The sequence below is a fragment of the Pseudoalteromonas espejiana DSM 9414 genome, from assembly GCF_002221525.1.
In the GTDB taxonomy this organism is placed as follows: domain Bacteria; phylum Pseudomonadota; class Gammaproteobacteria; order Enterobacterales; family Alteromonadaceae; genus Pseudoalteromonas; species Pseudoalteromonas espejiana.
On record NZ_CP011028.1, the window covers coordinates 984,396 to 1,006,100 of the forward strand.

A 21,705-nucleotide genomic window follows, 5' to 3' on the forward strand; every position below is an offset into this window, starting at 1 on the left:
CTATGAAAACAACATTACTTTTTTCAGCAGCCGTCCTCGGCATTAGCTTTCAATTAGCGGCGGAGCAAACTTGTTATGATGGCGCTGATACCACAACGCCCACATCTCGTTTTACTATTAACGATGACGGTACTGTTTTAGATTCAACAACCGGACTTATGTGGCAAAGGTGCAGTTACGGACAGGTTTACGATAGCGATACTGAAACCTGCACAGGTTCTACTCCTTCGGTTAATTGGCAAGAAGCGCTAAGAGGCGCAACAAACGATACAACCGCAGATTATGATGATTGGCAAGTACCTAATATTAAAGAGCTTGCCAGTATATTAGAGCACAGTTGCACTGAGCCAAGCATTAACGAAGAAGTGTTTTTAGGGACTAAACTGCAAAACTATTGGTCAAACACCTCTGGCGTAAGCACTATGAGCTCTGCTTGGGTTTATCAATTTGATAGTGGGCTTAATAGCTTGCACGCTAAAACAAGCGATGTCTATTTACGCTTAGTACGCTATGAAAACTAAGTATATTTAAGTTAGTAGGCACACAGCTTTAATATAAAAGCGTAGCTAAAATTAGCTACGCTTTTTTGTTTTACATAAATTTACGTTATTTCAATAATAAAGCGCACACAACGTTGTTACTTTGTCGATTTTTTTGCCATTATAGGCCGTGATTTAATGACGAAGGAACATTGCGGTGTATTTAAGCTACTTTGGCTTGAGCGAAAAACCATTTTCGATCTCGCCTAATCCCCATTATTTATTTTTAAGCGAGCGCCATAAAGAGGCACTTGCACATTTAACCTATGGCTTAGGGGAAGATGGTGGATTTGTATTACTAACCGGTGAAGTAGGAACGGGCAAAACCACGATTACGCGCAGCATATTAGAGCAACTGCCACAAAACACGCAAGTTGCGATGATCCACAACCCTGCGCTGTCTGAACTTGAGTTGCTAGCCAGTATTTGTGATGAATTAAATATTACTTACGATACGCAGAATGCCACACTTAAAAGCTTAACAGACATAATTAAACAACACCTAGAAGCTAATAATAAAGCGGGTGGTCACACCATTTTAATTATTGATGAAGCTCAGTTGCTTGCGCCTGATGTACTTGAGCAATTACGCTTATTAACTAACATAGAAACAGATCACAAAAAGTTACTGCAAATTGTATTAGTAGGCCAGCCAGAGTTACAAGCACTGCTAAAGCGCACTGAGCTTAGGCAGTTAGCTCAGCGGATCACCGCTCGTTATCATTTATTACCGCTCACACAAGGTCAAACGGTGGCTTATATAAAACACCGCTTACATATTGCAGGGTGTGATAAAGGGGTGTTTTCACTTGATGCTATGCAAACTGTTCACCAATTAACAGGCGGTATACCTAGGTTAATGAACTTAGTTTGTGAGCGCGCACTAGTCGGGGCTTTTTCTAAGCAGCAACTCATAGTCGATAGCGACATTATAAAAAAATCAGCGCAAGAATCGTTACCTATGGACTTTGTTGCAAAGCAAAGTGATGAGTCTAAACCGACAGGTTATACTTTTTATGGTCTTGCTTTTGCTGCTTTATTTGCAGCGGGTGTTGGTCTTTCGTTTATTATATAGTTAGGTGAATAATGTCTTATTTATTAGATGCATTAAAGCAATCTCAACAAGCAGATATGAGCGCCGAGCAATATGATTTGCAATCAGAGCAATTAAAACAACAGCAAGCATTAAAGCGCTATAGAAAAATAGCATTGCTACTAGGTGGCAGTATTGCTGCATTTGTTGCTGTAGCGGGTGGGTTTGCCAGTGGTAAATGGCTGCAACATAGTAATTTGCTTGAAAAGCCAAAGCTAAATGAAGTTGCGAAAGTAGCAAACTCATTACCTAAAAAAGAGCAAACTCAAGAGTTAATTTCTTCTAGCAGTGAGCCCAAAGATAAAACCTTAGCTGAACCTTCAAGCGAACCAGCTAATGGTAATAAAGCCTCTATTGAGGGGCAGCTGGTGTACGTACAGACGCCTACAGGCGTGCAAAAAATGCTGCTTACTCCACAAGGGCAGTATATTCCTATGAACGATAACCCACAGCAAGCTCAGCAAGGTTACAACGTGCAAATGCCAATAAATGGGAATGCTTATAGCCAAAGTGCATTTAACCAGCCTATATATAACACACAAGCACCTAACACGCAGAGCTACAATCCACTTGCGTATAATGCCCAAGGTCAAAGTGCTCAATTTATGCAGCCTCAAATGCCTAATACCCGTTCAGCGGGGTTAGATATGAGTAAATATAAAGTATTAGGGAAACCACTTAATGGTGCTCAAAGCAAACCAGCCGAAACACCTCAAAGCAACCCTGAGCTTGATGCTGTTCCATCAAAGTTAAAAGATGCCTTTGCACAAGCGATAAAAGACTCGGAGCAGGAACAAGAGTATGAGGTAACACAAGCTTCGCGTACGTCATCGCGCGTTGAGCCTGTGGAACTATTACCAGACGGCCTACAAGCTATGCTGCCAAGTATTAAATACCAAGCCCATATTTACTCTTCTAGCGCAGATAAACGCTGGATAAAACTCAATGGCCGCGAGCTGTACGAAGGTGAAAGCATAGGCGCACTTACAGTACGAGAAATTACCCCAGAGCAAAGTGTACTTGATTTTGATGGCTACGAATTTAGCCTAAAAGCACTGCAAGATTGGCCACAATAAAATCAAGCCGTTCATTAAAAAAGCCGCAGTAAAGCGGCTTTTTTAATTAAGGCAAAATTGAGTTTTTATAAAAACGTTCTAAATCAATATTGTAGTCTTTTGGTTTTACTGTTGATTCAAGTTTGTCAGCGGTTTTTTTGTTAGATAAATCTATATCTTGCACCTGTGTATAGCGGCTATGCTTGGCGCTATAAAATGTTTTAACAACCGGTTTTAAAGGGGTTTCAGGGTTACTTTCAGTGACCAGCCCAACTTTTTGACTTGATAAACGCACCAATGTTCCTACAGGGTGAATGCCAATACATTGGATAAACTTCGTTAAAAGTTCACCATCAAAGCTATCAGGGCAGCCTTCTTTAAGTATTTTAAATGCCTTAATAGGTTCCATACCCGCTTTATAGACTCGCTCAGCAGTTAGGGCGTCATACACATCAACAATAGATGACATACGTACATACTGGCTTATTTCATCGCCTTTTTTAGAAAAAGGGTAACCTTTACCGTCTAAACGTTCATGGTGCATCCCAGCTATGTCTACAGCTATACCACTTAAACCGGCTTCTTCTAGAATTTGTTTAGAGTAAAGGGCATGGTTTTGCATTACTTTAAACTCGTCATCAGTAAAGCGCCCCGGTTTGTTGAGTACTTCATCAGGGATTTTAATTTTACCTATATCGTGTAACAGCGCACCCGTTGTAAGCTCAACAATAATGTCACGCTCTATACCTAAATGTTTGGCAAAAATCCCCATTAAAATGGATACGTTAATAGAGTGCTCAAGTAAGTATGCATCTTTTTGGCGCATTTGCGTTAAGCAGGCAAGGGCGTCTTGGTTTCTAAAAATAGAATCCATAAAGCCACTGGCTAATTCTTTAAAAGGTGCAATGTCTAAATCTCGGCCCGACTTAATATCGCTAAACGCTTTTACCTGTAAGTTTTTGGCCTCATCGTAAAGCTTTTTAGCTTTACCCATTTCTTGCTCACTGCTATGTACTTTTAGCCAAGGGTCTCGTTTTTTGATTTCGGCTTTTGGGGTTGGTACTGGCGTGTCAGGTTCTGATGCTTTTAGGGTTTTATCAGGGTCAATTTCTATTTCAAGGATGCCAGCTTTAATCAGTTGATTAATGCCCGCCTGAGTTTTAACCCAGCCTTGGTTTTTAATTTTAATACGTCCAGTTTGTTTAGTAACGCTTTGTACAAACATCCCAGGAAGTAATTTAGAAATAGGGATAACTTTCAATTTTATTGCTTCTGTAACTAGTCTTTTTACAAATTAACAAAAATATACGGTGCTACCTAATAAAAAAGGCACTTTTCAGTGCCTTTTTTAAATTTTTAGTTAATTAGTATTAGATTGATTATTCATCATCTTCTACAAGTGTCATCAATGAAGTGTTACCCCCTGATGCAGTTGTATCAATACTAATTGTTTTTTCAGTAATTAAGCGCTTAATTAAGGTATCGTAATACTCAGAGCTTATCACTGGTAAAATAGCACCTTTACGTTGTGCAAGTTGTTGGCTGAAGTAGCCTAAACGAGAAGAACGTGCTGCCACTACGGCACCTGCTAAATGTGGGTGAGCCAAAATTGCTTGTAACTGGTTAGGTTTAGCAACTTGGAAAACACCTTCAGCAACACCTGTAGAGATAAATTTATCTTTAAAGGCTACCGCTTCATCATAAAACAGCTCAGAAGCCACAGTAATTACCGTATTACCCGCTGCTAGTGCTGTAATAATAGAAAGTGCCCAAAAGTTAAACGAGGTGCTTTTATCTGCATAACATACTACACAACCGCGTGCTTCAAGGTGAAGAGTATTTGACTCGCCCGTTGGCCCCGGCAGAGTTTTGAACTTACGCATGTGTTTTTCAAGGCGGTTTAATTGTGCACGTGCCTCTGCAAGCGTTAGCGCTAAATCGTCTGCTAAGTCGTCGATAATCTCTACCGTTGCTACTTTTGCAAGTAACTGGCGAACAGCCGATACACGGTCGTTTAATGGAGTTGAACGCCAAATTTTTTCGTCGCGCATTGAGTTAGCCATTAGCTTTTGAACTTGCTCATTTGCACCGCTGTAGTGGTGTAAATCAAGCTCATCTGGCGTCAGGTTAGTCATTTGCACGTTATCTGGTGATGCTTTTTCTTTCACTAAACGTTGAAGGTAGTTAGGGCCACCGGCTTTAGGGCCAGTACCTGATAAACCACGGCCACCAAATGGCTGCACACCAACAATAGCGCCAATCATATTACGGTTTACGTATACGTTACCCGCACGCGACATTTTAGCTAGGTACTCACAACGCTCTTCAATACGTGAATGAACACCCATTGTTAAGCCATACCCCGTGTTGTTAATTTGATCAATCACGTTGTCTATATCGTTCGCTTTAAAGCGAACAATGTGAACACATGGGCCAAATACTTCACGTTTAAGTACTGATAAATCTTCGATTTCGTATAAGCGAGGAGCAAAAAAGTATGCGCCGTTTTCGGTATTGTCCGGAATCTTACACTCATAATGAAGTGTTGCATTGCCTTTTAAATACTCAACGTGTTCGTTCAAGGTTTTAAGGGCTTTTTCATCAATTACAGGGCCTACATCGGTAGAAAGTAATGATGGGTCGCCAACGTGTAGCTCTGCAAGCGCACCTTTAAGCATTTCGATAATGCCATCAGCCACGTCTTCTTGAATAAACATAACGCGCAGTGCTGAACAGCGCTGACCCGCACTTTGAAAACCAGAACTAATTACATCGTCAACTACTTGCTCAGGTAGAGCCGTTGAATCGACAATCATACAGTTTTGGCCACCAGTTTCTGCAATTAGCGGTACTTGAATATCGTTACGAGCTGCTAATGTTTGAGAAATAATGGTGCCAGTTTCAGTTGAGCCGGTAAACATGACTGCTTGAATGCGCTCATCAGGTACGATGGTTTTACCAACTTCAGAGCCACGAGCAATAACAGGTTGCACTACGTGCTCAGGCAAACCTACAGAAAGCATTAATTCAATAGCACGAAGCGCAATTAAGCTTGTTTGCTCTGCTGGTTTTGCAATAACCGTGTTACCAGTAACTATTGCTGCAGCCACTTGCCCTAAGAAAATAGCAAGCGGGAAGTTCCACGGGCTAATACATAAAATTACACCGCGGGCTTCAAAACGCTCATCTGTAGAAAGCTCTTCTGCACGTGCTGCGTAATAACGGCAAAAATCGACCGCTTCACGTACTTCATCTATGCCATCTTGCGCAATTTTACCGGCTTCTTTAATACAAATAGCCACTAGCTCGTCATGATGACGCTCTAAAATATCAGCAACACGGCGCAGTAAGTTTGCACGCTCTTTTACTGATGTTTGTGACCAAGTCTCAAAGGCGGCTTCTGCGTTTGCAAGTATGTCTTTCATCTCATCGCCAGATTGCAATTTAACGTGGCCGATGATTTCTCTGTGATCTGCAGGGTTTTTAACAGCCAAAGAGCCTTCAGGTACTTGGCTTTGGTCAATTAAATGTTCGTTAAACCAGCTTTCAAGGTTTTCTTTGAAAGGCGTAATAACGTTAATATCTGTTAAGTCCATGCCTTTAGAGTTAGCACGCTCGTCGCCGTATAAATCAATTGGCATCTTAATTTGCGTGTTGTACTTATTACGAAGGCCTTGCAGTGTTTCAACTGGGTCTGGTAAAAGTGACTCAACAGGTTTAGTTGTATCTACAATTGCATTTACAAACGAAGAGTTAGCGCCATTTTCTAATAAACGACGTACTAAATAAGCAAGTAAGTCTTCGTGTTGACCAACAGGTGCGTAAACACGACACTGAATTTTCTCTTCGTTTACGATTTGGTCAAATAAAGATTCGCCCATACCGTGTAAGCGTTGGAATTCAAAGCCAGTGTTATCGCCTTTAGCTACTTCTAAAATTGTGGCAGCTGTGTATGCATTGTGCGTAGCAAATTGCGGGTAAAGCACATCACGCGCTTCAAGCATTCTAATTGCACAAGCTTTGTAAGATACGTCAGTTGTCGCTTTACGGGTAAATACAGGGTAGTGATCTAAACCATCTTGTTGCGTGGTTTTGATTTCAGTATCCCAGTAAGCACCTTTTACTAAGCGAACCATCATTTTACGGCCTACGCGGGTAGCCAGTTCAGTTACCCACTCTATAACAAAAATAGCGCGCTTTTGATAAGCCTGAACAGCTAAACCAAACCCTTGCCAGTTACCTAAATCTTCATCGCTAAATACAGCTTCTATTACATCTAAAGAAATATCTAAGCGGTCAGCTTCTTCAGCATCAACGGTAAAGCCTATGTCGTACTTTTTAGCTGCAAGCGCAAGTTCTTTAAGTTTAGGAACAATTTCTTCCATCACGCGCTCTTTATGCGTGAACTCATAGCGCGGGTGAATAGCAGAAAGCTTAACTGAAATACCAGGGCTTTTAACTGGGCCTCGGCCATTCGCTGCTTTACCAATGGCATGTATTGCATTCATGTAGCTGTCGAAGTAACGCTGTGCATCTTTCATAGTGCGTGCGCCTTCGCCTAGCATATCGTATGAATATACATAGCCTTTTTGCTCTTTTTCGGCAGCGCGCTCAATAGCTTCGTCAATGGTACGGCCCATTACGAATTGCTTACCCATAATTTTCATCGCAAAGTTTACTGATTTGCGAATTACAGGCTCACCTAAACGACCAATGGTCTTTTTAAGCATACCAAATTGTTGTTCTTTGGTTTTATCTGTGTAGTTAACCATTTTACCGGTTACTAATAGTCCCCAAGAAGATGCATTTACGAATAAAGAATCGCTGCTTCCTAAGTGAGAACTCCAATCACCTTTAGCTAGTTTGTCACGAATTAACGTATCTTGGGTTGCTTTGTCTGGTACACGAAGTAAAGCTTCGGCCAAACACATTAACACTACACCTTCTTCACTAGAGAGTGAGAATTCATTTAAAAGCGCATCAACACCGCTTTGACCGTCTTGGTCTTTACGAATATTAAGTACGATTTGGCGAGCTCTTTCCCATGCACGGCTACGTGCTTTAACACCCACTTCTGCAAGTGGTAAAATATGATCAATAACTGCATTTTCGTCAATGCGGTAAAAATCACGAATTTTCTGTCTTGTAGGACAGGTTGTTGTCAAATCGCCATTGAATAACATAAGCAACCCTTAGGAATGTTAATATGTAAACGGTAGAACAAAATTTATGCGCTTGTGCCGTTAAGCTAAAGCAAACTTGCTACCAATAAATTACCAGTGATGTAATGCGTGCATTCTAATTAAATTTCAGCAGAATATGCTGGTTAAATTTCACGATTTACGATAATTTACAGGGCATATTTTCAACTTATCCGTATAAAATTCTGTATGACAAGTCCAAATAGATTACGCCTGCTTGATCGTATCGATTTAGCAATATTAGACGTTCTTCAAAAGAACGGCAGAATTTCTAATGTTAACCTGGCAAAACAGGTTAATTTAAGTCCAAGCCCGTGCCTTGACCGCGTTAAGCGTTTAGAGCAAGAAGGCTATATAGAAGGGTACAATGCTAAGCTTAGCGAACAAAAGCTGAATCAGAGCTTAGTAGCGCATGTTCAAGTATCTCTTGTTACTTCTAACACGGCGGTATTTAAGGTATTTAAGCAACATATACTTAAAATTGATCAAGTAGTTGAATGCGACATGGTGGCAGGCGGTTACGACTACTTGCTTAAAATTAGAGTGTCAGATATGGACGAGTACCGACAGGTACTAGGTGATTTGGTTGATATTCCGGGAGTAGGGACTCATCATACCTATATGGTGATAGAAAAAATTAAGCAAGACCCAGGGCTGCGTTTAGACTTTTAATATTTTTGGCATCAATATTTAATGACTAATGCACGTCCAAGCACACATTGTTTACACACATATAAAAAAGCACCCTTGGGTGCTTTTTTTATGCTGCTATATTTATGTTACCTAAATAGCAATATTTTTTATTAGTGCTATTTAAGCCCAGCCTTCGTAGCGTTTACGACGCGACAATACAACCGTTAAAATAATACCTAAAAATAGGCCTATAAAGGCAATAGCGCCGCCATAAGTTAATAACTGACGTTTTTCTTTAGCGGTAGCCGCTTGTTTTTGAGCGCGCTCTTGCTCTAAAGTAGTTTGTAATTCAGTAATTTGCTGGTTAAGTAAATCGTTTTGATTGGTCAGCGTTTGGTTTTGCTCTTGTAGCTGTGGTAATTCAACCTGTGCTTGGCGCAGCTTATTTTGTACTGTGCTCATTTCGCTGCTGAGCGTTTGGTATTGCTTATGAAGCCCTGGTGTTTGCGATACAAACTTAGACTCTACCCAACCTTCACGGTCTTTGTCGTCTTTAATTTTAATAAAGCCGTTTTCTTCTTTTGATAACAAGGTTAATTTAGTGCCGGCATCTACAGAGCCTAACAAACGGTAATTTTTGCCAGCGCCTGAGCGCATAAAAGTATATAAGTTGTCGATGATATAAGCGGAGTTTGCATCTGTTGAATTGGCTGTTTGAGCTTCTTGTGCTTGGCTTATAAACGTGGTGGCTGTTAAAAGTAGCCCTAGTAAACAGTGTTTTAGCATTTATCTACCTTGTTAGTCTTTCCGTGTCCGTTGTGGTTGTGATTAAGATTTTCACATAAGTAGTGAGATAGTATGGATTAAACGCGCCAATAGCAAGGCTGATATTGTAACCCGATGCGCTCGTTACTCAGCCAAAAAGGCTAAAAAATTTGCAAAATGAAGCGGCTTTGTTTATTTTGACCACTTATTTATTTTAAAGGTAATCCTCAACCCTAATGGATACTGAGATAGAACTGAAGTTTTTGGTATCAGATGCCGTTGTTCCGCTGATCCCCTCGCTCATCACTCAATTTGCTAAAACCGTTATTAATAAGCCTTCTCGTAGTTTACAAAATGCTTATTACGATACACCAAGTCGAGAGCTAAGAGCACTTGATATAGGTTTTAGAACCCGCTGCGCAGACAGTAAATGCGAACAAACAATCAAACTTGCTGGCGAAGTAGTAGGCGGGTTACATCAGCGCCCTGAATATAATCTTCCTATAGAATCAAGCCGCCCAGACTTATTAGCATTTAACGCCTCTATTTGGCCGCATGGCATGCAAGTAAACGCAATTAGCGACAATCTATACCCTATTTTTAGTACCAACTTTATTCGCCGCACATGGCTAATAGAAACTCAAAATGGCGCCAAAATAGAAGTTGTACTTGATAAAGGTGAAGTAGCGGCCTCGGGCAAAGTAGATATTATTAGCGAGCTTGAAATAGAGCTTGTTGAGGGAAGCAGAAGCGAGTTATTTGCTTTGGCAGATAAATTAGTAAGCCAAAACTGTATTCGCCTTGGTTTATATTCAAAGGCAGCACGTGGTTACCGCTTAGCCGATGAAACACCTTTAAAACCGAGTAAATCTATTGGGTTTGTAAAATTAAATAAACATGCCACACAAGAACAAGCACTTATTGCTGCAATGAACTTTGGTATTCGTTTTGTGCAAAAACATGAGCAATGCTATTTTGACAAACCGAGTTTAAAAACGCTTAAACGCGTGACCGATGGCATAAGTTTAATAAGGCATAATTTTTGGCTGTTTGATGACATTGTTTCTAAAGAAAGCACTGAGCAATTAAGAACAGAGCTTAAATGGTTATTAAGCGAACTTGCATGGGTAGAAAATGCGATTCAATTAAAAACTTATACCTCTAAACGCCATGCTTTTTATAAAAAAATAAACGCAGCCCCTGCACTGGCTCAAGTTATTAACGATTTAAAAGAGCTGCAGCCAAGTATTGATGATATTAATGCATTGTTTCAAAGTGCGCGATACAACCGTTTGCTACTTTCGCTGACTACTTGGTTAGTAGATAAACAATGGCGAAAGTTTTGGGGGCAAACTCAATTACAAGCCGCAGAGCAACCGGTGGCTAAAATAGGTAAACGCCTATTTAATAAAGATTGGCAAAACCTAGATAAGCTACTGCCAAAAGAGCAAACCTTAACCGCCAAAGACTACCTAAGTTTACGTACTCAGCTTGAAAATAGCCTACTAAGCGGTAACTGCTTAGGCGCGCTGTTTGATAAAGAAGAGCGCTTAGAGTTTAGATTGCCTTGGCTTGATATTTCACATGGTATGTACGAGTTAAGCACTTTAGAGTATTTAAAGCAGCTTTGTGGTGGCCAAGAAGATGAGCAACTTGCTAAAATTCAAAGCTGGCTTGATCAAAAATCTGACTTTTTAGTTAGCGCCATGGAGCAAAGTCGCTTAGCCTCATTTGATATAGAACCGTACTGGCAATAATTCATTAATCAGGTGCTTGATTTAACAAGCACCTGATTAAATAACTCCCTCACTTATAAACCTACCCTTTAAATACTTATCTTTTAATTACATTCTTTAAAATATAAAACTTAGTAATAATTAAAATGGAGTGTTAGTCACTCATTAACTATGCTTGTAGTCATAAACCTAAATAGGTAAGGCTAATATGAAGTATGTTGTTGTTTTACTTTTTTTATTAAACAGTTCAGGAATACTTGCTCAAACGTTTAGTTTTGGTGTGGTACCGCAATATGAGCCTCAAAAACTAAATACGTTGTGGCAGCCGTTGCTTAGTAAAATAACTGAAAAAACCGGCATTAAGTTAAAGCTGGTGACCGTGGAGTCGATACCTGTTTTTGAACAAGGTTTTGCCCAAGGAGATTATGACTTTGCTTACATGAACCCTTGGCATAGTGTTATAGCTCACGATAAGCAAGGCTATATACCTATTGTTAAAGATGCTGCCCGGCATTTACAAGGTGTATTAGTAGTAAACAAAAACAGCAATATAAACACCTTAGAGCAACTAGAGGGGGCTGAAATTGCTTTTCCTGCACCTAATGCTTTAGGCGCATCCCTATTAATGCGTGCAGAGTTAGCTTTACTTTATGGGTTAACAATTAAACCTATATATGTACAAACACACTCATCGGTTTATTTAAATGTTGCACTTAATTCTACCCCCGCGGGCGGCGGCGTATTAGGCACTTTAAATCAGCAGCCAAAAAACTTACAAAATAAGCTTAAAGTAATTTATAAAACGCGAAAAGTGAGCCGTCACCCAATTGTTGGACACCCACGAGTTAACTCAAAAATACAGGCGCAAATACAAAGCGCTATTATTGAAATAGGGCAAAACCCTCAGCAAAAGCACTTATTAGCAGGGATCCCTATAGTGGAGCCGAGTAAAGCGAGTCTTGCCGACTATCAGTCATTAACACAATGGGGGTTACGCTCGTTTTATGTTGAAAATTAACTGGTGGCGTAGCCTTAGGGTGCAAAGCTTTATTGCTGTTATGGTGTTTGGCTTTTTATTAATTTGTTTATTTGTTTTTTATGCGCTGCCAGAGCAAGCTCGTTGGGTTAATGATGGCCTCTCTAAAGCGGCGCAGCGTTCGCTACAGCAGCTGTCTACCTCTATTACTACCCCTTTGTTAACTCGCCAATATGCTGAGCTTTACGAACAAATAGACTCACAGCTTGAAATACAGCCTAATTGGAAGGCAATTCGAGTGGTAGACACCGCAACACAAAACCAGTTATACCCTTTAAATGAATGGCTAAGAGAAAGCGTGGCTGGCGATGTAACATTAAAAGAACGCGTTGAGTTTTTAGATAAGCCGCTGGCTGAAATCACATTAGTTGTAAATTTTGAAACAGAAGTAAATGAAGCCGCTAAACTTCACTACACCTTAATTTATATCCAATTTTTTATACTTGTAATCTTTTTTATTGCACTTGCTTGGTTGGTCGACTACAGAATTACAACCCCTTTGCGCTCATTAGAAATTGCGTTTTCTAAGCTTGCCAAGGGTAATTTTGATTGTCGGGTGAGTGTGCAGCAAAAAAATGAGATAGGCAGTGTGACTAACTCTTTCAATAAAATGGCGAGTGAGGTGGCTAATAGTCATCAAAAAGTAAACGCATTAAGAATTCAAGCTGAATCTGCAAGTAAAGCTAAGTCAGACTTTATGGCAAATATGAGTCATGAGTTAAGGACGCCTTTAAACGCAATTTTAGGCCTAGCTCAGCTTTATCAATACGATAGCAATGCTTCTGAGATCCAAAAAGAAAATGCTCAAAGTATTTATCAAGCTGGCGAGCATCTGCTTTTATTAATTAACGACGTATTAGATTTAACCTCTATTGAATCGGGCAATTTGCAATTTAATTTTGAACACGCCCCCGTAAAAGAGATGTTGGTAAATTGTATTGAGCTGGTGTCTGAGCTTGCTAGGGTAGAGTTAGTTTCATTGCATACACATGACATTGATTCGTTAGAAGGGGTGTATTTATATGTAGATAAGCGCCGATTTAAACAAGTACTACTTAACCTACTTTCAAATGCTATTAAATATAACAAAGTACGCGGAAAAATCGATATTCGCTGTAAGGTGGATAGTGATACTCGTTGTAATATTGATATTGAAGATACCGGGTGTGGGTTTTCTCAAGATGATATTTTACGACTATTTAAACCCTTTGATAGGCTGGGAGCTGAGACGAGTAAAACTCATGGTACGGGTATCGGTTTAGTGATCACCAAAGAGTTGATAGAGCGAATGCAAGGTGAGCTGAAAGTAAGCTCTAAAATAGACAATGGGTCTTGCTTTAAAGTCAGCTTTAATAGCTTTACAAAAGACGCAGTAGTAGCAGAGCATATAAGCCCTACTGGCGTTGAAGCAACGACCATAAATAAGCAAGCATTACCTTTAATCAAAGTGCTGGTGGCAGAGGATCAGCTTACTAACCAGCAAGTACTAAAACAACAGCTTACTATGCTTGGGGTCGATTCAACGTTTGCCAATAATGGAGCGCAAGCATGGCAAATACTGCAAAGTAATCATTTTGATATGTTGCTTAGCGATATACAGATGCCATTGTTAAATGGATTAGAGTTGGCAAAAAAAATTCGTAGTAGCAAAAAGTACGACGAACTTATTATTATTGCTGTTACTGCTAATATTATGAAAGATAATATTGAAGCTTGCTACGCTTGCGGTATGAATGGGTTTATAACTAAGCCTGTAGAGCTTGAAAGCTTAAAGTCATTACTAATGGAGCATGCTAAGGGCATAACTAACACTGAAAAGAATCAGATTGAAGTTAAAGAGCAAACCAGTTGTACATTTACCCAATTAGACATGCCTTTACTTTGTTCAATGTTAGGAAATGAACCTCAAACACACTGTTTAGTTTTTAATGCATTTTTACAAACAGCGTGCGAGCAGGTTAAATTAATTGAAGCTTTTACTCATAGCGCTAATTACACAGATTTAGCATTTCAGGCCCATGGCTTAAAGTCATCAGCAAAATCGGTAGCGGCACTAAAGCTAAGTGATATTTGCCAAAAGATAGAAAGCTTAGCAGAGCAAAAAAAATTAGATGAAACATTATTTTTTGAATTAGAAATGACTTTTAACGAGGTGCTCGCTCAGCTAAAAATATATTGTAACCAGTATGAGCAACAAGAATAATGCGCCATTACTAAAGCAATAGCGCATTATCGAGATTTAATATTTAGCGGCTTGCCCTTTGGCTGGCAATGCGTTAATTATAAAATCGCGTAAGTCGTTATTTGAACTTTTAAGATCGTCATGGCGTAGGTACGTCATGTGGCCACTTCGGTAACCTTTAAAGCTTAAACGGTTTTTCATTTTGCCACTTGGGTCTAGCTGCCATAGCGTATACTTAGCGTCAAAGTAGTTTGTTGCCCCATCATAATAACCCGCTTGAATCATTACCTTTAAATATGGGTTTTGTGCCATAGCTAAACGCAAGTTTTCGCCGGTGTTATTTTTACTTCTGTCCCAAGGATGAACGTTACCAAATAGGTTATATTTTACGTCGGTTTTGTAGTTGAGCTCTTCACGTAAATAGTAGTTAATCGCAGGAGTAAACGAGTGCAACCAAGAGGTAAGTTCAGCCCAATAGTCAGGGGACTCACCGGCATCGCGTTTATCTATTCCTAAGTAACGCGAGTCTAAACGACCTACTGTTTGGCCACGTTTACGAAGTAGTTCTTTCCAAAAAAACTGAGTTGGAACATCTAAGTTGTTTTGCTCAATAAACTGCTCAGATAAACCCGCATATTCAGCCATTTTTTTAATAATACGGCGTTTTTCTTCAGCTTTAATAAAGCCACCTTTGGCAAGCGCAGGAATAAGCTCGTTAATTGTAAACTGTTCAACTTCTGGCAGCAGTTCATCTAAATCTTTTGCTTGCAACGTGTCGTTTAGTGCTTTGTGATACCAAGCCGTTGCAGCAAAGTAAGGCAAGCGGTTTGCTGCCTTTATTGGACCATCTCGCTTAATACCAATATCAGTTGGCGAAACTAACACCACACCATTAATGTACATCCACTGGCTGTTTTGTAGTTCGTGCGCAAGGCCTGATACACGTGTGGTCCCGTAGCTTTCGCCAATTAAATACTTAGGAGAGCGCCAGCGCTCATTTCTATTTACAAAGGTATTTAACCACTCTGCAAGGTATTTAATATCAGCATTAACACCAAAAAACAGCTCTTTTTGCTTTGCTTTAGAAAGCATTTCGCCTTTGCTATTTTCGAGTACGCGTGAATAACCTGTATTAACTGGGTTAACGTAAACTATATCGGCTACATCAAGCACTGAGTAAGGGTTGTCTTTTACGCCATAGGGTTGAACAGGGTAGCCTTCGTCATCAATTTTTAAAACGCGTGGGCCTGTGTAAGCTAAGTGCATCCACACAGAAGCAGAGCCAGGTCCGCCATTAAACGAGATAAGTAAAGGGCGAGTAGTTCTGTCATCTACTTTATCACGTGTGTAGTAGGTGTATTGCAGTGTGGCAATTGCATCGCCTTTGTCATCCCACACAGGCTGTGTGCCAGTTTTTACAGTGTAATTAAATCGTTCGCCATTAATTTTAGCTTTATGCTGCGTAACTACACTGCTATCAACATCTATTTTACGTTGGTTATTTGCTTGTGCTGTATTGCTTAGTAGTATTACTGCTAGCGCTAAGGTAAAACGAGTTAGGTGAGCAAGCTTCATTATCGTTCCTTATTATTGTTAAGCTGCTATTTAAAATAAAAAAGACAAAAATAACAAAAGTATTGAGATTAATGGTCGATAATACTGGTTGAGTTTAATTAAAGGTATAAAATATTTACTTGGGCCTTTTAAAGATATTTTGTAACTAGTCATTTAGCTCAAGATTAAAATCAAGTATATTTGCCAAACGTTGTATTTAAATTAAATACAACGTTTGCACTCAATTAAATGGAACCCCCCTAATTACTGGGTCATATAAACAAAGTCTTTATTGGATGTTTTTCTTAACTTGCCTGTGTAAGCAAGTTTTAACACATAAAAATAAGTATTAAAGAGATGTTTATGCAAAGAGTATTAGTGGTTGAAGACAGTAAGGTAGTACAACAGGTGCTACGCCACTTATCAGCTCAATATTTAGATGTTGAAGTTGATTTTGCTTGGTCATTAAGTGAGTGCCAACAATACGTTGAAAAACATAACTATTCACTTGCTTTGGTTGATTTAACATTGCCTGATGCCCCAAACGGTGAAGTGGCAAAATTTACACTATCAAACGCTATTCCCACAGTTGTATTAACTTCTAAAATTGATGAGTACAAGCGCCAGCAAATGCTAGAGCTTGGCGTTATAGATTACGTGATTAAAGATAATCGAGATTCTTATCATTACGCTATTAAGTTGGTGGCGCAATTGCTGCGTAACGAAGGCTGTAAAGCATTGGTAGCTGATGACTCTAAGTTAAGCCGTTCATTAATGAAACAAATGCTCGAAAAGCAGCTGTTTGATGTAACAGATGCACAAGACGGCCAGCAAGCACTCGAAATCATTAAAAATAATCCTAATATAAAGTTACTGATGACTGACTATGCAATGCCGTTAATGGATGGTTTTGAACTAGTTAAAGCAGTGCGTAATTTTAGAGGCCGTGATGATTTAGCTATTATTGGTTTATCAGGTGCTGGTAAGCATGGTTTATCGGCGCGCTTTATAAAATATGGCGCGAATGATTTTTTAACTAAGCCATTTATGAATGAAGAGTTCCATTGTCGGGTTATGCAAACTATGGAGCAGCTGTCACTGATTGCCGATATAAAAGAAAGTGCCTACAGAGATTATTTAACGGGTATGTATAATCGTCGTTACTTTTATCAATATGCAGAGCAACTGTTAAAAAAACAGCAGCACAATACCTTGGCATTACTTGATATCGATTTTTTTAAAAGTATTAACGATACGCTTGGTCATGAGGCCGGCGATCAGGCATTAAAGCAAGTTGCAACGTTAATAAAAACAACCTTTTCAAAATTTACAGTGGCGCGAGTAGGCGGTGAAGAGTTTGCTATCATTTTAGATGATATAGACACCGCTCGAGGACGTGAGTATTTAGAGGGATTCAGAAAAAAACTCGCTAAATATGAGTTTATAATAGATGAAAAACCGCACTCTATTACAATCAGTATTGGTGTAGCTGACTTTCAAAACACCGATTTAACACAAGCAATGCGCGTTGCAGATGCTGCGCTTTACGAAGCTAAAAACAAAGGTCGTAACTGTGTTGTTTAAGTAGTAAAAGTTAGTTTGATTTACTCCCTTATATTGAGTCGTCCTAAATGGTGCACCAATGTAGCTGAGTTGTTAAAAAAGCGCACCTTAATGGTGCGTTTTTTTTGTCCTAAACTTAAGTTTTAACCTTAACGTGATGATATTTATGGTTTTTTAATAGTGGCACAAAGGTTGGATTATAAAAGCCAACAGGATAACAATAAAGCGTCCGAGGGGGCCACTATGAAAATGATTAGTGCAATCATAAAACCATTTAAATTAGATGATGTGCGTGAAGCACTCGCTGATTTAGGTATTGAAGGGATGACCGTAGTTGATGTTAAAGGTTTTGGACGTCAACGAGGCCATACAGAGCTGTATCGTGGAGCAGAGTACCAGGTAGATTTTATTCCTAAAATCAAACTTGAAATTGCTACTCGTACTGAAAATTGCCAACGCGTTGTTGAAGCAATCACTAAAATTGCCTCAACAGGTAAAATTGGTGACGGTAAAATTTTCGTGTACGACTTAGATCAAATTGTTCGTATCCGTACGGGCGAACTTGATGAAGAAGCAATTTAAGGGGGCTGATTAATGGAAAATACAATTGTAGAACTCAAATTTTCACTCGATACCTTTTACTTTTTGGTGTCGGGAATATTAGTAATGTGGATGGCAGCAGGTTTTGCCATGTTAGAAGCGGGTTTAGTTCGCTCTAAAAACACGACTGAAATTCTAACTAAAAACGTGGCGCTGTACTCTATCGCATGTACCATGTTTTTATTAGTTGGCTACAACATTATGTATGTAGACAACGGCGAAGGTGGCATTATCCCTTCAATTGGCGCATTAATTGGCACGCAAGCGGCCGATGCTGACCATTCATTAGAATCTGACTTTTTCTTCCAAGTAGTATTTGTTGCAACGGCTATGTCGATTGTATCGGGTGCGGTTGCTGAACGTATGAAGTTATTTGCTTTCTTAGCATTTGCAGTTGTTTTAACTGGCTTTATTTACCCAATGGAAGGTTACTGGACATGGGGCGGTGGCTTCTTATCAGAAATGGGCTTTGTTGACTTTGCAGGCTCTGCAATCGTTCATGGTGCTGGTGCTGCAGCTGCTTTAGCGGGTGTAATACTGTTAGGTGCTCGTAAAGGTAAATACGGTAAAAACGGTGAGATTTACCCAATTCCAGGTTCTAACTTACCTCTTGCTACATTAGGTACGTTTATTTTATGGATGGGTTGGTTTGGTTTTAACGGTGGTTCACAATTACTTCTTTCAGACAAAGAAAATGCAACTGCTGTAGGTCAAATTTTACTTAATACCAACGCTGCTGCTGCAATGGGTGCAATTGCTGCACTGTTTGTATGTAAAGTGTTATGGGGTAAAGCTGACTTAACTATGGTACTAAATGGCGCATTAGCAGGTTTAGTTGTTATTACTGCAGACCCACTTTCACCATCACCATTAATGGCTTGTTTACTAGGTATTTTAGGTGGTTCACTGGTTGTGTTTAGCATTGTAGCGCTTGATAAAGCAAAAATTGATGACCCAGTGGGTGCTATCTCAGTTCACGGTGTATGTGGCGCGCTAGGTATTATGTTAGTGCCAGTATCTAACGGCGATGCAAACTTTGTAACTCAGCTTATTGGTTTAGTGACAATCTTAGCCTTTGTTTTTGTAGCTTCATTCATTGTATGGGCTATTTTAAAGCAAACTATGGGTATTCGTGTAACAGAAGAAGAAGAGTTAAGCGGTATGGACCAACACGACTGTGGTGTTGATGCTTACCCTGAGTTTGTTTCTGTTCGCAGTAACTAATTCAAAATTTTAAATCATTGTGTTCACAAAGCCCTACCTAGGTAGGGCTTTTTTCATTTAGGGTGGGTTAATTTTTCGGGTGTTAGCATATATCGTCTATGTTAAGCTCTCACTCGTAAAATAAACCTTTGGAATAAATTACACTTAAATGGCCGATAACAAAAAAACACCCAGTAGCAAAACCACTTCTAAGCGTGCAACTAAAGCAGCAAGTACGCCACGTAAAGCTAAATCAAAAACCACTAAAAAAACATCTAATACGGCTGCAAAACGCTCGTTCAAAAGAAAAACCTGGTCTGTTTTTTGGAAGTTAAGCTTAGCTGCATTTATTGCTATGGCGATGTACTTTATTTATTTAGACTCAAAAACAACACGTATATTTGAAGGTAATAAATGGCAGTTACCTGCTCAAGTGTATGCGCGTTCTATGGAGTTTTACCCAGGGCAGTTTTTATCTAGCCAAGAAGTTTTATGGGAGCTTGAACGTCTCAATTACACATCAGTTAATAGGCTAAGCCGCACTGGGCAGTTTGTAAAAACAGCCGATAGTATAAAAATTTATCGTCGCGACTTTGAGTTTTACGATGGCCTAGAACAAGCACATGTTATAGAACTTCGTTTTGCCGGACAAAAAGTAGCAACCATTAAAGACAAATTTGGACGGCGCCTTAATAGTGCTCGCTTAGAGCCTGTACAAATAGCGCGTATAGGTAATGATTCAAAACAAGATAGAGAGTTTGTACCGCTCGATAAATTTCCGCCAATGCTAAAAGATACGTTATTAGTGGTAGAAGATCGTGATTTTTATCAGCATCATGGTGTGTCGGTATTTTCTATTTTACGTGCGCTTTATTCAAATATTAAAGCAGGGCGCACCGTGCAAGGTGGCAGTACCTTAACTCAGCAGCTTGCAAAAAATATATACCTTACACGTGAACGTTCTTTAGTTCGCAAAATAAATGAAGCATTTATTGCGCTTATTTTAGATTACCGTTATTCAAAAGATCAGATTTTAGAAGCCTATTTAAACGAGGTTTATTTAGGGCAATCGTATAACCAAGGTGTGCACGGCATGGGCCTTGCCGCAGAGTTTTACTTTTCTAAACCAGTTGATGAGCTTGAGTACGATCAAATTGCACTGCTGGTGGCTATGGTAAAAGGGCCGTCTTATTATAACCCTCGCCGTTATAAAGAGCGAACTATGGAGCGCCGTGATTTAGTGCTGCGCTTAATGGTTGAAAACAAGCTTTTGAGTACTAAAGAGTACCGTGCATCGCTCAAGCGCCCAATTGATATCGCGCCAATGAAAGCAAATCTGCAAAAGTCATACCCTGGCTTTTTAGAGCTTGTAAACCGTGAGTTAAAACAACTATTACCCGATCAGCAAACCCTTGATGCCGGTGTGCGTGTGTTCACTTATTTTGATTTGCAAAAGCAAACGGCCATGGAAGAGTCGATTCAAAAAAGCTTACCGTATTTAGAAAAACGCCCAAATACTAAAGAGCTTGAAGCGGCTATGATCTCGGTGAATGTAGAAAAAGGCGGTGTATCTGCGTTAGTCTCAGGGCGCGACGTGCGTTACTCGGGCTTTAATCGCGTACTTGATACTAAGCGCAATATTGGCTCATTAGTAAAGCCTGCTGTCTACTTAACAGCATTGCAGCTGCCTCATTATAATTTAGCTACTCAGCTTGATGACTCACCAGTACAAGTAACTAATGAGCAAGGTAAAGTGTGGCAGCCAGAAAATTTTGATCACCAATACCGGGGTACATTGCCTCTATATAAAGCATTTAGTAATAGTATTAATATTCCAGCCGTTAATTTAGGTTTAGATGTAGGCGTAGATAAAGTTGCCAACACACTTAAAGGCTTAGGTGCTAAAGGGCGTATAGATGAATACCCATCGTTGCTACTTGGTGCTGTTGAAATGTCGAGTTTTGAAGTAGCGCAGCTTTACACCACTATAGCTGCTGATGGTCAATACAGAGAGCTTACTGCTATTTCAGCGCTTACTGACTCAGTGGGCAGTGTGCTGTACAAACATAAGGTTAAATCTGAGCCTCGCTTTGCAAGTGATGCGGTTTATATGACTAAATACGCTATGAAGCGTGTAACAAAAGACGGTACAGCCAAACGATTGAATTTACATTTTCCGTCAATTCAATTAGCAGGCAAAACAGGTACCAGTAATGATTTGCGTGATAGCTGGTTTGCAGGGTTTGATCAAAACACCGTAACAGTTGCTTGGCTTGGCCGGGATGACAATAAAAGTACCGGGCTAACGGGTAGCGTAGGGGCCCTTGAAGCGTACATTCGTTACTTAAAACCGCTTAACCCTGAAGCTATTGCCGATACCCGCCCACCATCAATTAGATGGGCGTTTGTGAATGAGCAAACAGGCTTGCAAGCCCCTCCGGGCTGCGGCAAGGTTATTCAGCTACCGCTTAGAGCTAGCGAGTTTGAACCAAGGCCGCAATGCATACGCTAGCGTATTACGCTATATAAAATATAAAGCCGCTGT

The 21,705-nt window shown here is 39.8% G+C and carries 15 protein-coding genes; 11 read left to right on the forward strand and 4 right to left on the reverse strand.

Going from position 1 to position 21,705, the window contains the following annotated elements; all coding sequences use genetic code 11:
• Positions 1-2 precede the first annotated feature (2 nt).
• From PESP_RS04515 to PESP_RS04525, 3 genes are all read left to right on the forward strand, one after another.
• Positions 3-521 (forward strand): Lcl C-terminal domain-containing protein, encoded by a 519-nt coding sequence (locus tag PESP_RS04515; RefSeq protein ID WP_089346963.1) that lies wholly within the window; start codon positions 3-5, stop codon positions 519-521.
• Between the two features lie 175 nt (positions 522-696).
• Positions 697-1,614 (forward strand): ExeA family protein, encoded by a 918-nt coding sequence (locus tag PESP_RS04520; RefSeq protein ID WP_089346964.1) that lies wholly within the window; start codon positions 697-699, stop codon positions 1,612-1,614.
• An 11-nt stretch (positions 1,615-1,625) separates the two neighbouring features.
• On the forward strand, positions 1,626-2,708 hold the full coding sequence (locus PESP_RS04525) for a general secretion pathway protein GspB (protein WP_089346965.1): 1,083 nt from the start codon (positions 1,626-1,628) through the stop codon (positions 2,706-2,708).
• A 46-nt stretch (positions 2,709-2,754) separates the two neighbouring features.
• On the opposite strand, the gene PESP_RS04530 is transcribed toward PESP_RS04525, so the two are convergent.
• Together PESP_RS04530 and putA are read right to left on the reverse strand one after the other, a co-directional pair.
• Positions 2,755-3,948: a cyclic di-GMP phosphodiesterase gene (locus tag PESP_RS04530; protein ID WP_089346966.1), complete on the reverse strand. Its 1,194-nt coding sequence runs from the start codon at positions 3,946-3,948 to the stop codon at positions 2,755-2,757.
• 118 nt (positions 3,949-4,066) lie between these two features.
• A complete protein-coding gene (gene putA / locus PESP_RS04535; RefSeq protein WP_089346967.1) occupies positions 4,067-7,870 on the reverse strand; it encodes a bifunctional proline dehydrogenase/L-glutamate gamma-semialdehyde dehydrogenase PutA in 3,804 nt (1,267 codons plus the stop codon).
• 207 nt (positions 7,871-8,077) lie between these two features.
• On the opposite strand from putA, the gene PESP_RS04540 reads away from it, so the two are divergent.
• Positions 8,078-8,560, forward strand: a complete 483-nt coding sequence (locus tag PESP_RS04540; protein ID WP_089346968.1) for a winged helix-turn-helix transcriptional regulator — start codon at positions 8,078-8,080, stop codon at positions 8,558-8,560.
• A gap of 141 nt (positions 8,561-8,701) precedes the next feature.
• On the opposite strand, the gene PESP_RS04545 is transcribed toward PESP_RS04540, so the two are convergent.
• The gene (locus PESP_RS04545) at positions 8,702-9,307 is read right to left on the reverse strand and encodes a TIGR04211 family SH3 domain-containing protein (protein ID WP_089346969.1); all 606 of its coding nucleotides are present in this window, start codon (positions 9,305-9,307) and stop codon (positions 8,702-8,704) included.
• A 215-nt stretch (positions 9,308-9,522) separates the two neighbouring features.
• Here PESP_RS04545 and PESP_RS04550 point away from each other — a divergent pair, with 215 nt between their 5' ends.
• From PESP_RS04550 to PESP_RS04560, 3 genes are all read left to right on the forward strand, one after another.
• On the forward strand, positions 9,523-11,043 hold the full coding sequence (locus tag PESP_RS04550) for a CYTH and CHAD domain-containing protein (protein WP_089346970.1): 1,521 nt from the start codon (positions 9,523-9,525) through the stop codon (positions 11,041-11,043).
• A 187-nt stretch (positions 11,044-11,230) separates the two neighbouring features.
• The gene (locus tag PESP_RS04555; RefSeq protein ID WP_089346971.1) at positions 11,231-12,040 is read left to right on the forward strand and encodes a phosphate/phosphite/phosphonate ABC transporter substrate-binding protein; all 810 of its coding nucleotides are present in this window, start codon (positions 11,231-11,233) and stop codon (positions 12,038-12,040) included.
• Positions 12,027-14,261, forward strand: a complete 2,235-nt coding sequence (locus PESP_RS04560; RefSeq protein WP_089346972.1) for an ATP-binding protein — start codon at positions 12,027-12,029, stop codon at positions 14,259-14,261. The genes PESP_RS04555 and PESP_RS04560 overlap by 14 nt, the downstream gene beginning before the upstream one ends.
• A gap of 36 nt (positions 14,262-14,297) precedes the next feature.
• Here PESP_RS04560 and PESP_RS04565 read toward each other — a convergent pair whose 3' ends face one another.
• Complete coding sequence (locus PESP_RS04565; protein WP_089346973.1) at positions 14,298-15,815, reverse strand: S10 family peptidase; 1,518 nt, start codon at positions 15,813-15,815, stop codon at positions 14,298-14,300.
• 342 nt (positions 15,816-16,157) lie between these two features.
• Between PESP_RS04565 and PESP_RS04570 the strand changes: the two genes are divergently transcribed.
• The 4 genes from PESP_RS04570 to mrcB all read left to right on the forward strand — a co-directional run bounded on the left by PESP_RS04570 (position 16,158) and on the right by mrcB (position 21,672).
• A complete protein-coding gene (locus tag PESP_RS04570; RefSeq protein ID WP_089349098.1) occupies positions 16,158-17,378 on the forward strand; it encodes a GGDEF domain-containing response regulator in 1,221 nt (406 codons plus the stop codon).
• A gap of 222 nt (positions 17,379-17,600) precedes the next feature.
• Positions 17,601-17,939 carry a P-II family nitrogen regulator gene (locus PESP_RS04575; protein WP_004587162.1) on the forward strand — a complete coding sequence of 113 codons (339 nt, stop codon included), beginning with the start codon at positions 17,601-17,603 and terminating at the stop codon, positions 17,937-17,939.
• Between the two features lie 12 nt (positions 17,940-17,951).
• Positions 17,952-19,181 carry an ammonium transporter gene (locus PESP_RS04580; protein ID WP_089346974.1) on the forward strand — a complete coding sequence of 410 codons (1,230 nt, stop codon included), beginning with the start codon at positions 17,952-17,954 and terminating at the stop codon, positions 19,179-19,181.
• A 148-nt stretch (positions 19,182-19,329) separates the two neighbouring features.
• Entirely contained in the window at positions 19,330-21,672 is a 2,343-nt protein-coding gene (gene mrcB / locus PESP_RS04585) for a penicillin-binding protein 1B (RefSeq protein ID WP_089346975.1), read from the forward strand.
• Positions 21,673-21,705 lie beyond the last annotated feature (33 nt).

Coding starts and splice junctions, on each gene's coding strand:
- PESP_RS04515 (WP_089346963.1), top strand. CDS start 3: ATGAAAACAACATTACTTTTTTCAGCAGCCGTCCTCGGCATTAGCTTT.
- PESP_RS04525 (WP_089346965.1), top strand. CDS start 1,626: ATGTCTTATTTATTAGATGCATTAAAGCAATCTCAACAAGCAGATATG.
- putA (WP_089346967.1), bottom strand. CDS start 7,870: ATGTTATTCAATGGCGATTTGACAACAACCTGTCCTACAAGACAGAAA.
- PESP_RS04540 (WP_089346968.1), top strand. CDS start 8,078: ATGACAAGTCCAAATAGATTACGCCTGCTTGATCGTATCGATTTAGCA.
- PESP_RS04545 (WP_089346969.1), bottom strand. CDS start 9,307: ATGCTAAAACACTGTTTACTAGGGCTACTTTTAACAGCCACCACGTTT.
- PESP_RS04550 (WP_089346970.1), top strand. CDS start 9,523: ATGGATACTGAGATAGAACTGAAGTTTTTGGTATCAGATGCCGTTGTT.
- PESP_RS04555 (WP_089346971.1), top strand. CDS start 11,231: ATGAAGTATGTTGTTGTTTTACTTTTTTTATTAAACAGTTCAGGAATA.
- PESP_RS04560 (WP_089346972.1), top strand. CDS start 12,027: ATGTTGAAAATTAACTGGTGGCGTAGCCTTAGGGTGCAAAGCTTTATT.
- PESP_RS04565 (WP_089346973.1), bottom strand. CDS start 15,815: ATGAAGCTTGCTCACCTAACTCGTTTTACCTTAGCGCTAGCAGTAATA.
- PESP_RS04570 (WP_089349098.1), top strand. CDS start 16,158: ATGCAAAGAGTATTAGTGGTTGAAGACAGTAAGGTAGTACAACAGGTG.
- PESP_RS04575 (WP_004587162.1), top strand. CDS start 17,601: ATGAAAATGATTAGTGCAATCATAAAACCATTTAAATTAGATGATGTG.
- PESP_RS04580 (WP_089346974.1), top strand. CDS start 17,952: ATGGAAAATACAATTGTAGAACTCAAATTTTCACTCGATACCTTTTAC.
- mrcB (WP_089346975.1), top strand. CDS start 19,330: ATGGCCGATAACAAAAAAACACCCAGTAGCAAAACCACTTCTAAGCGT.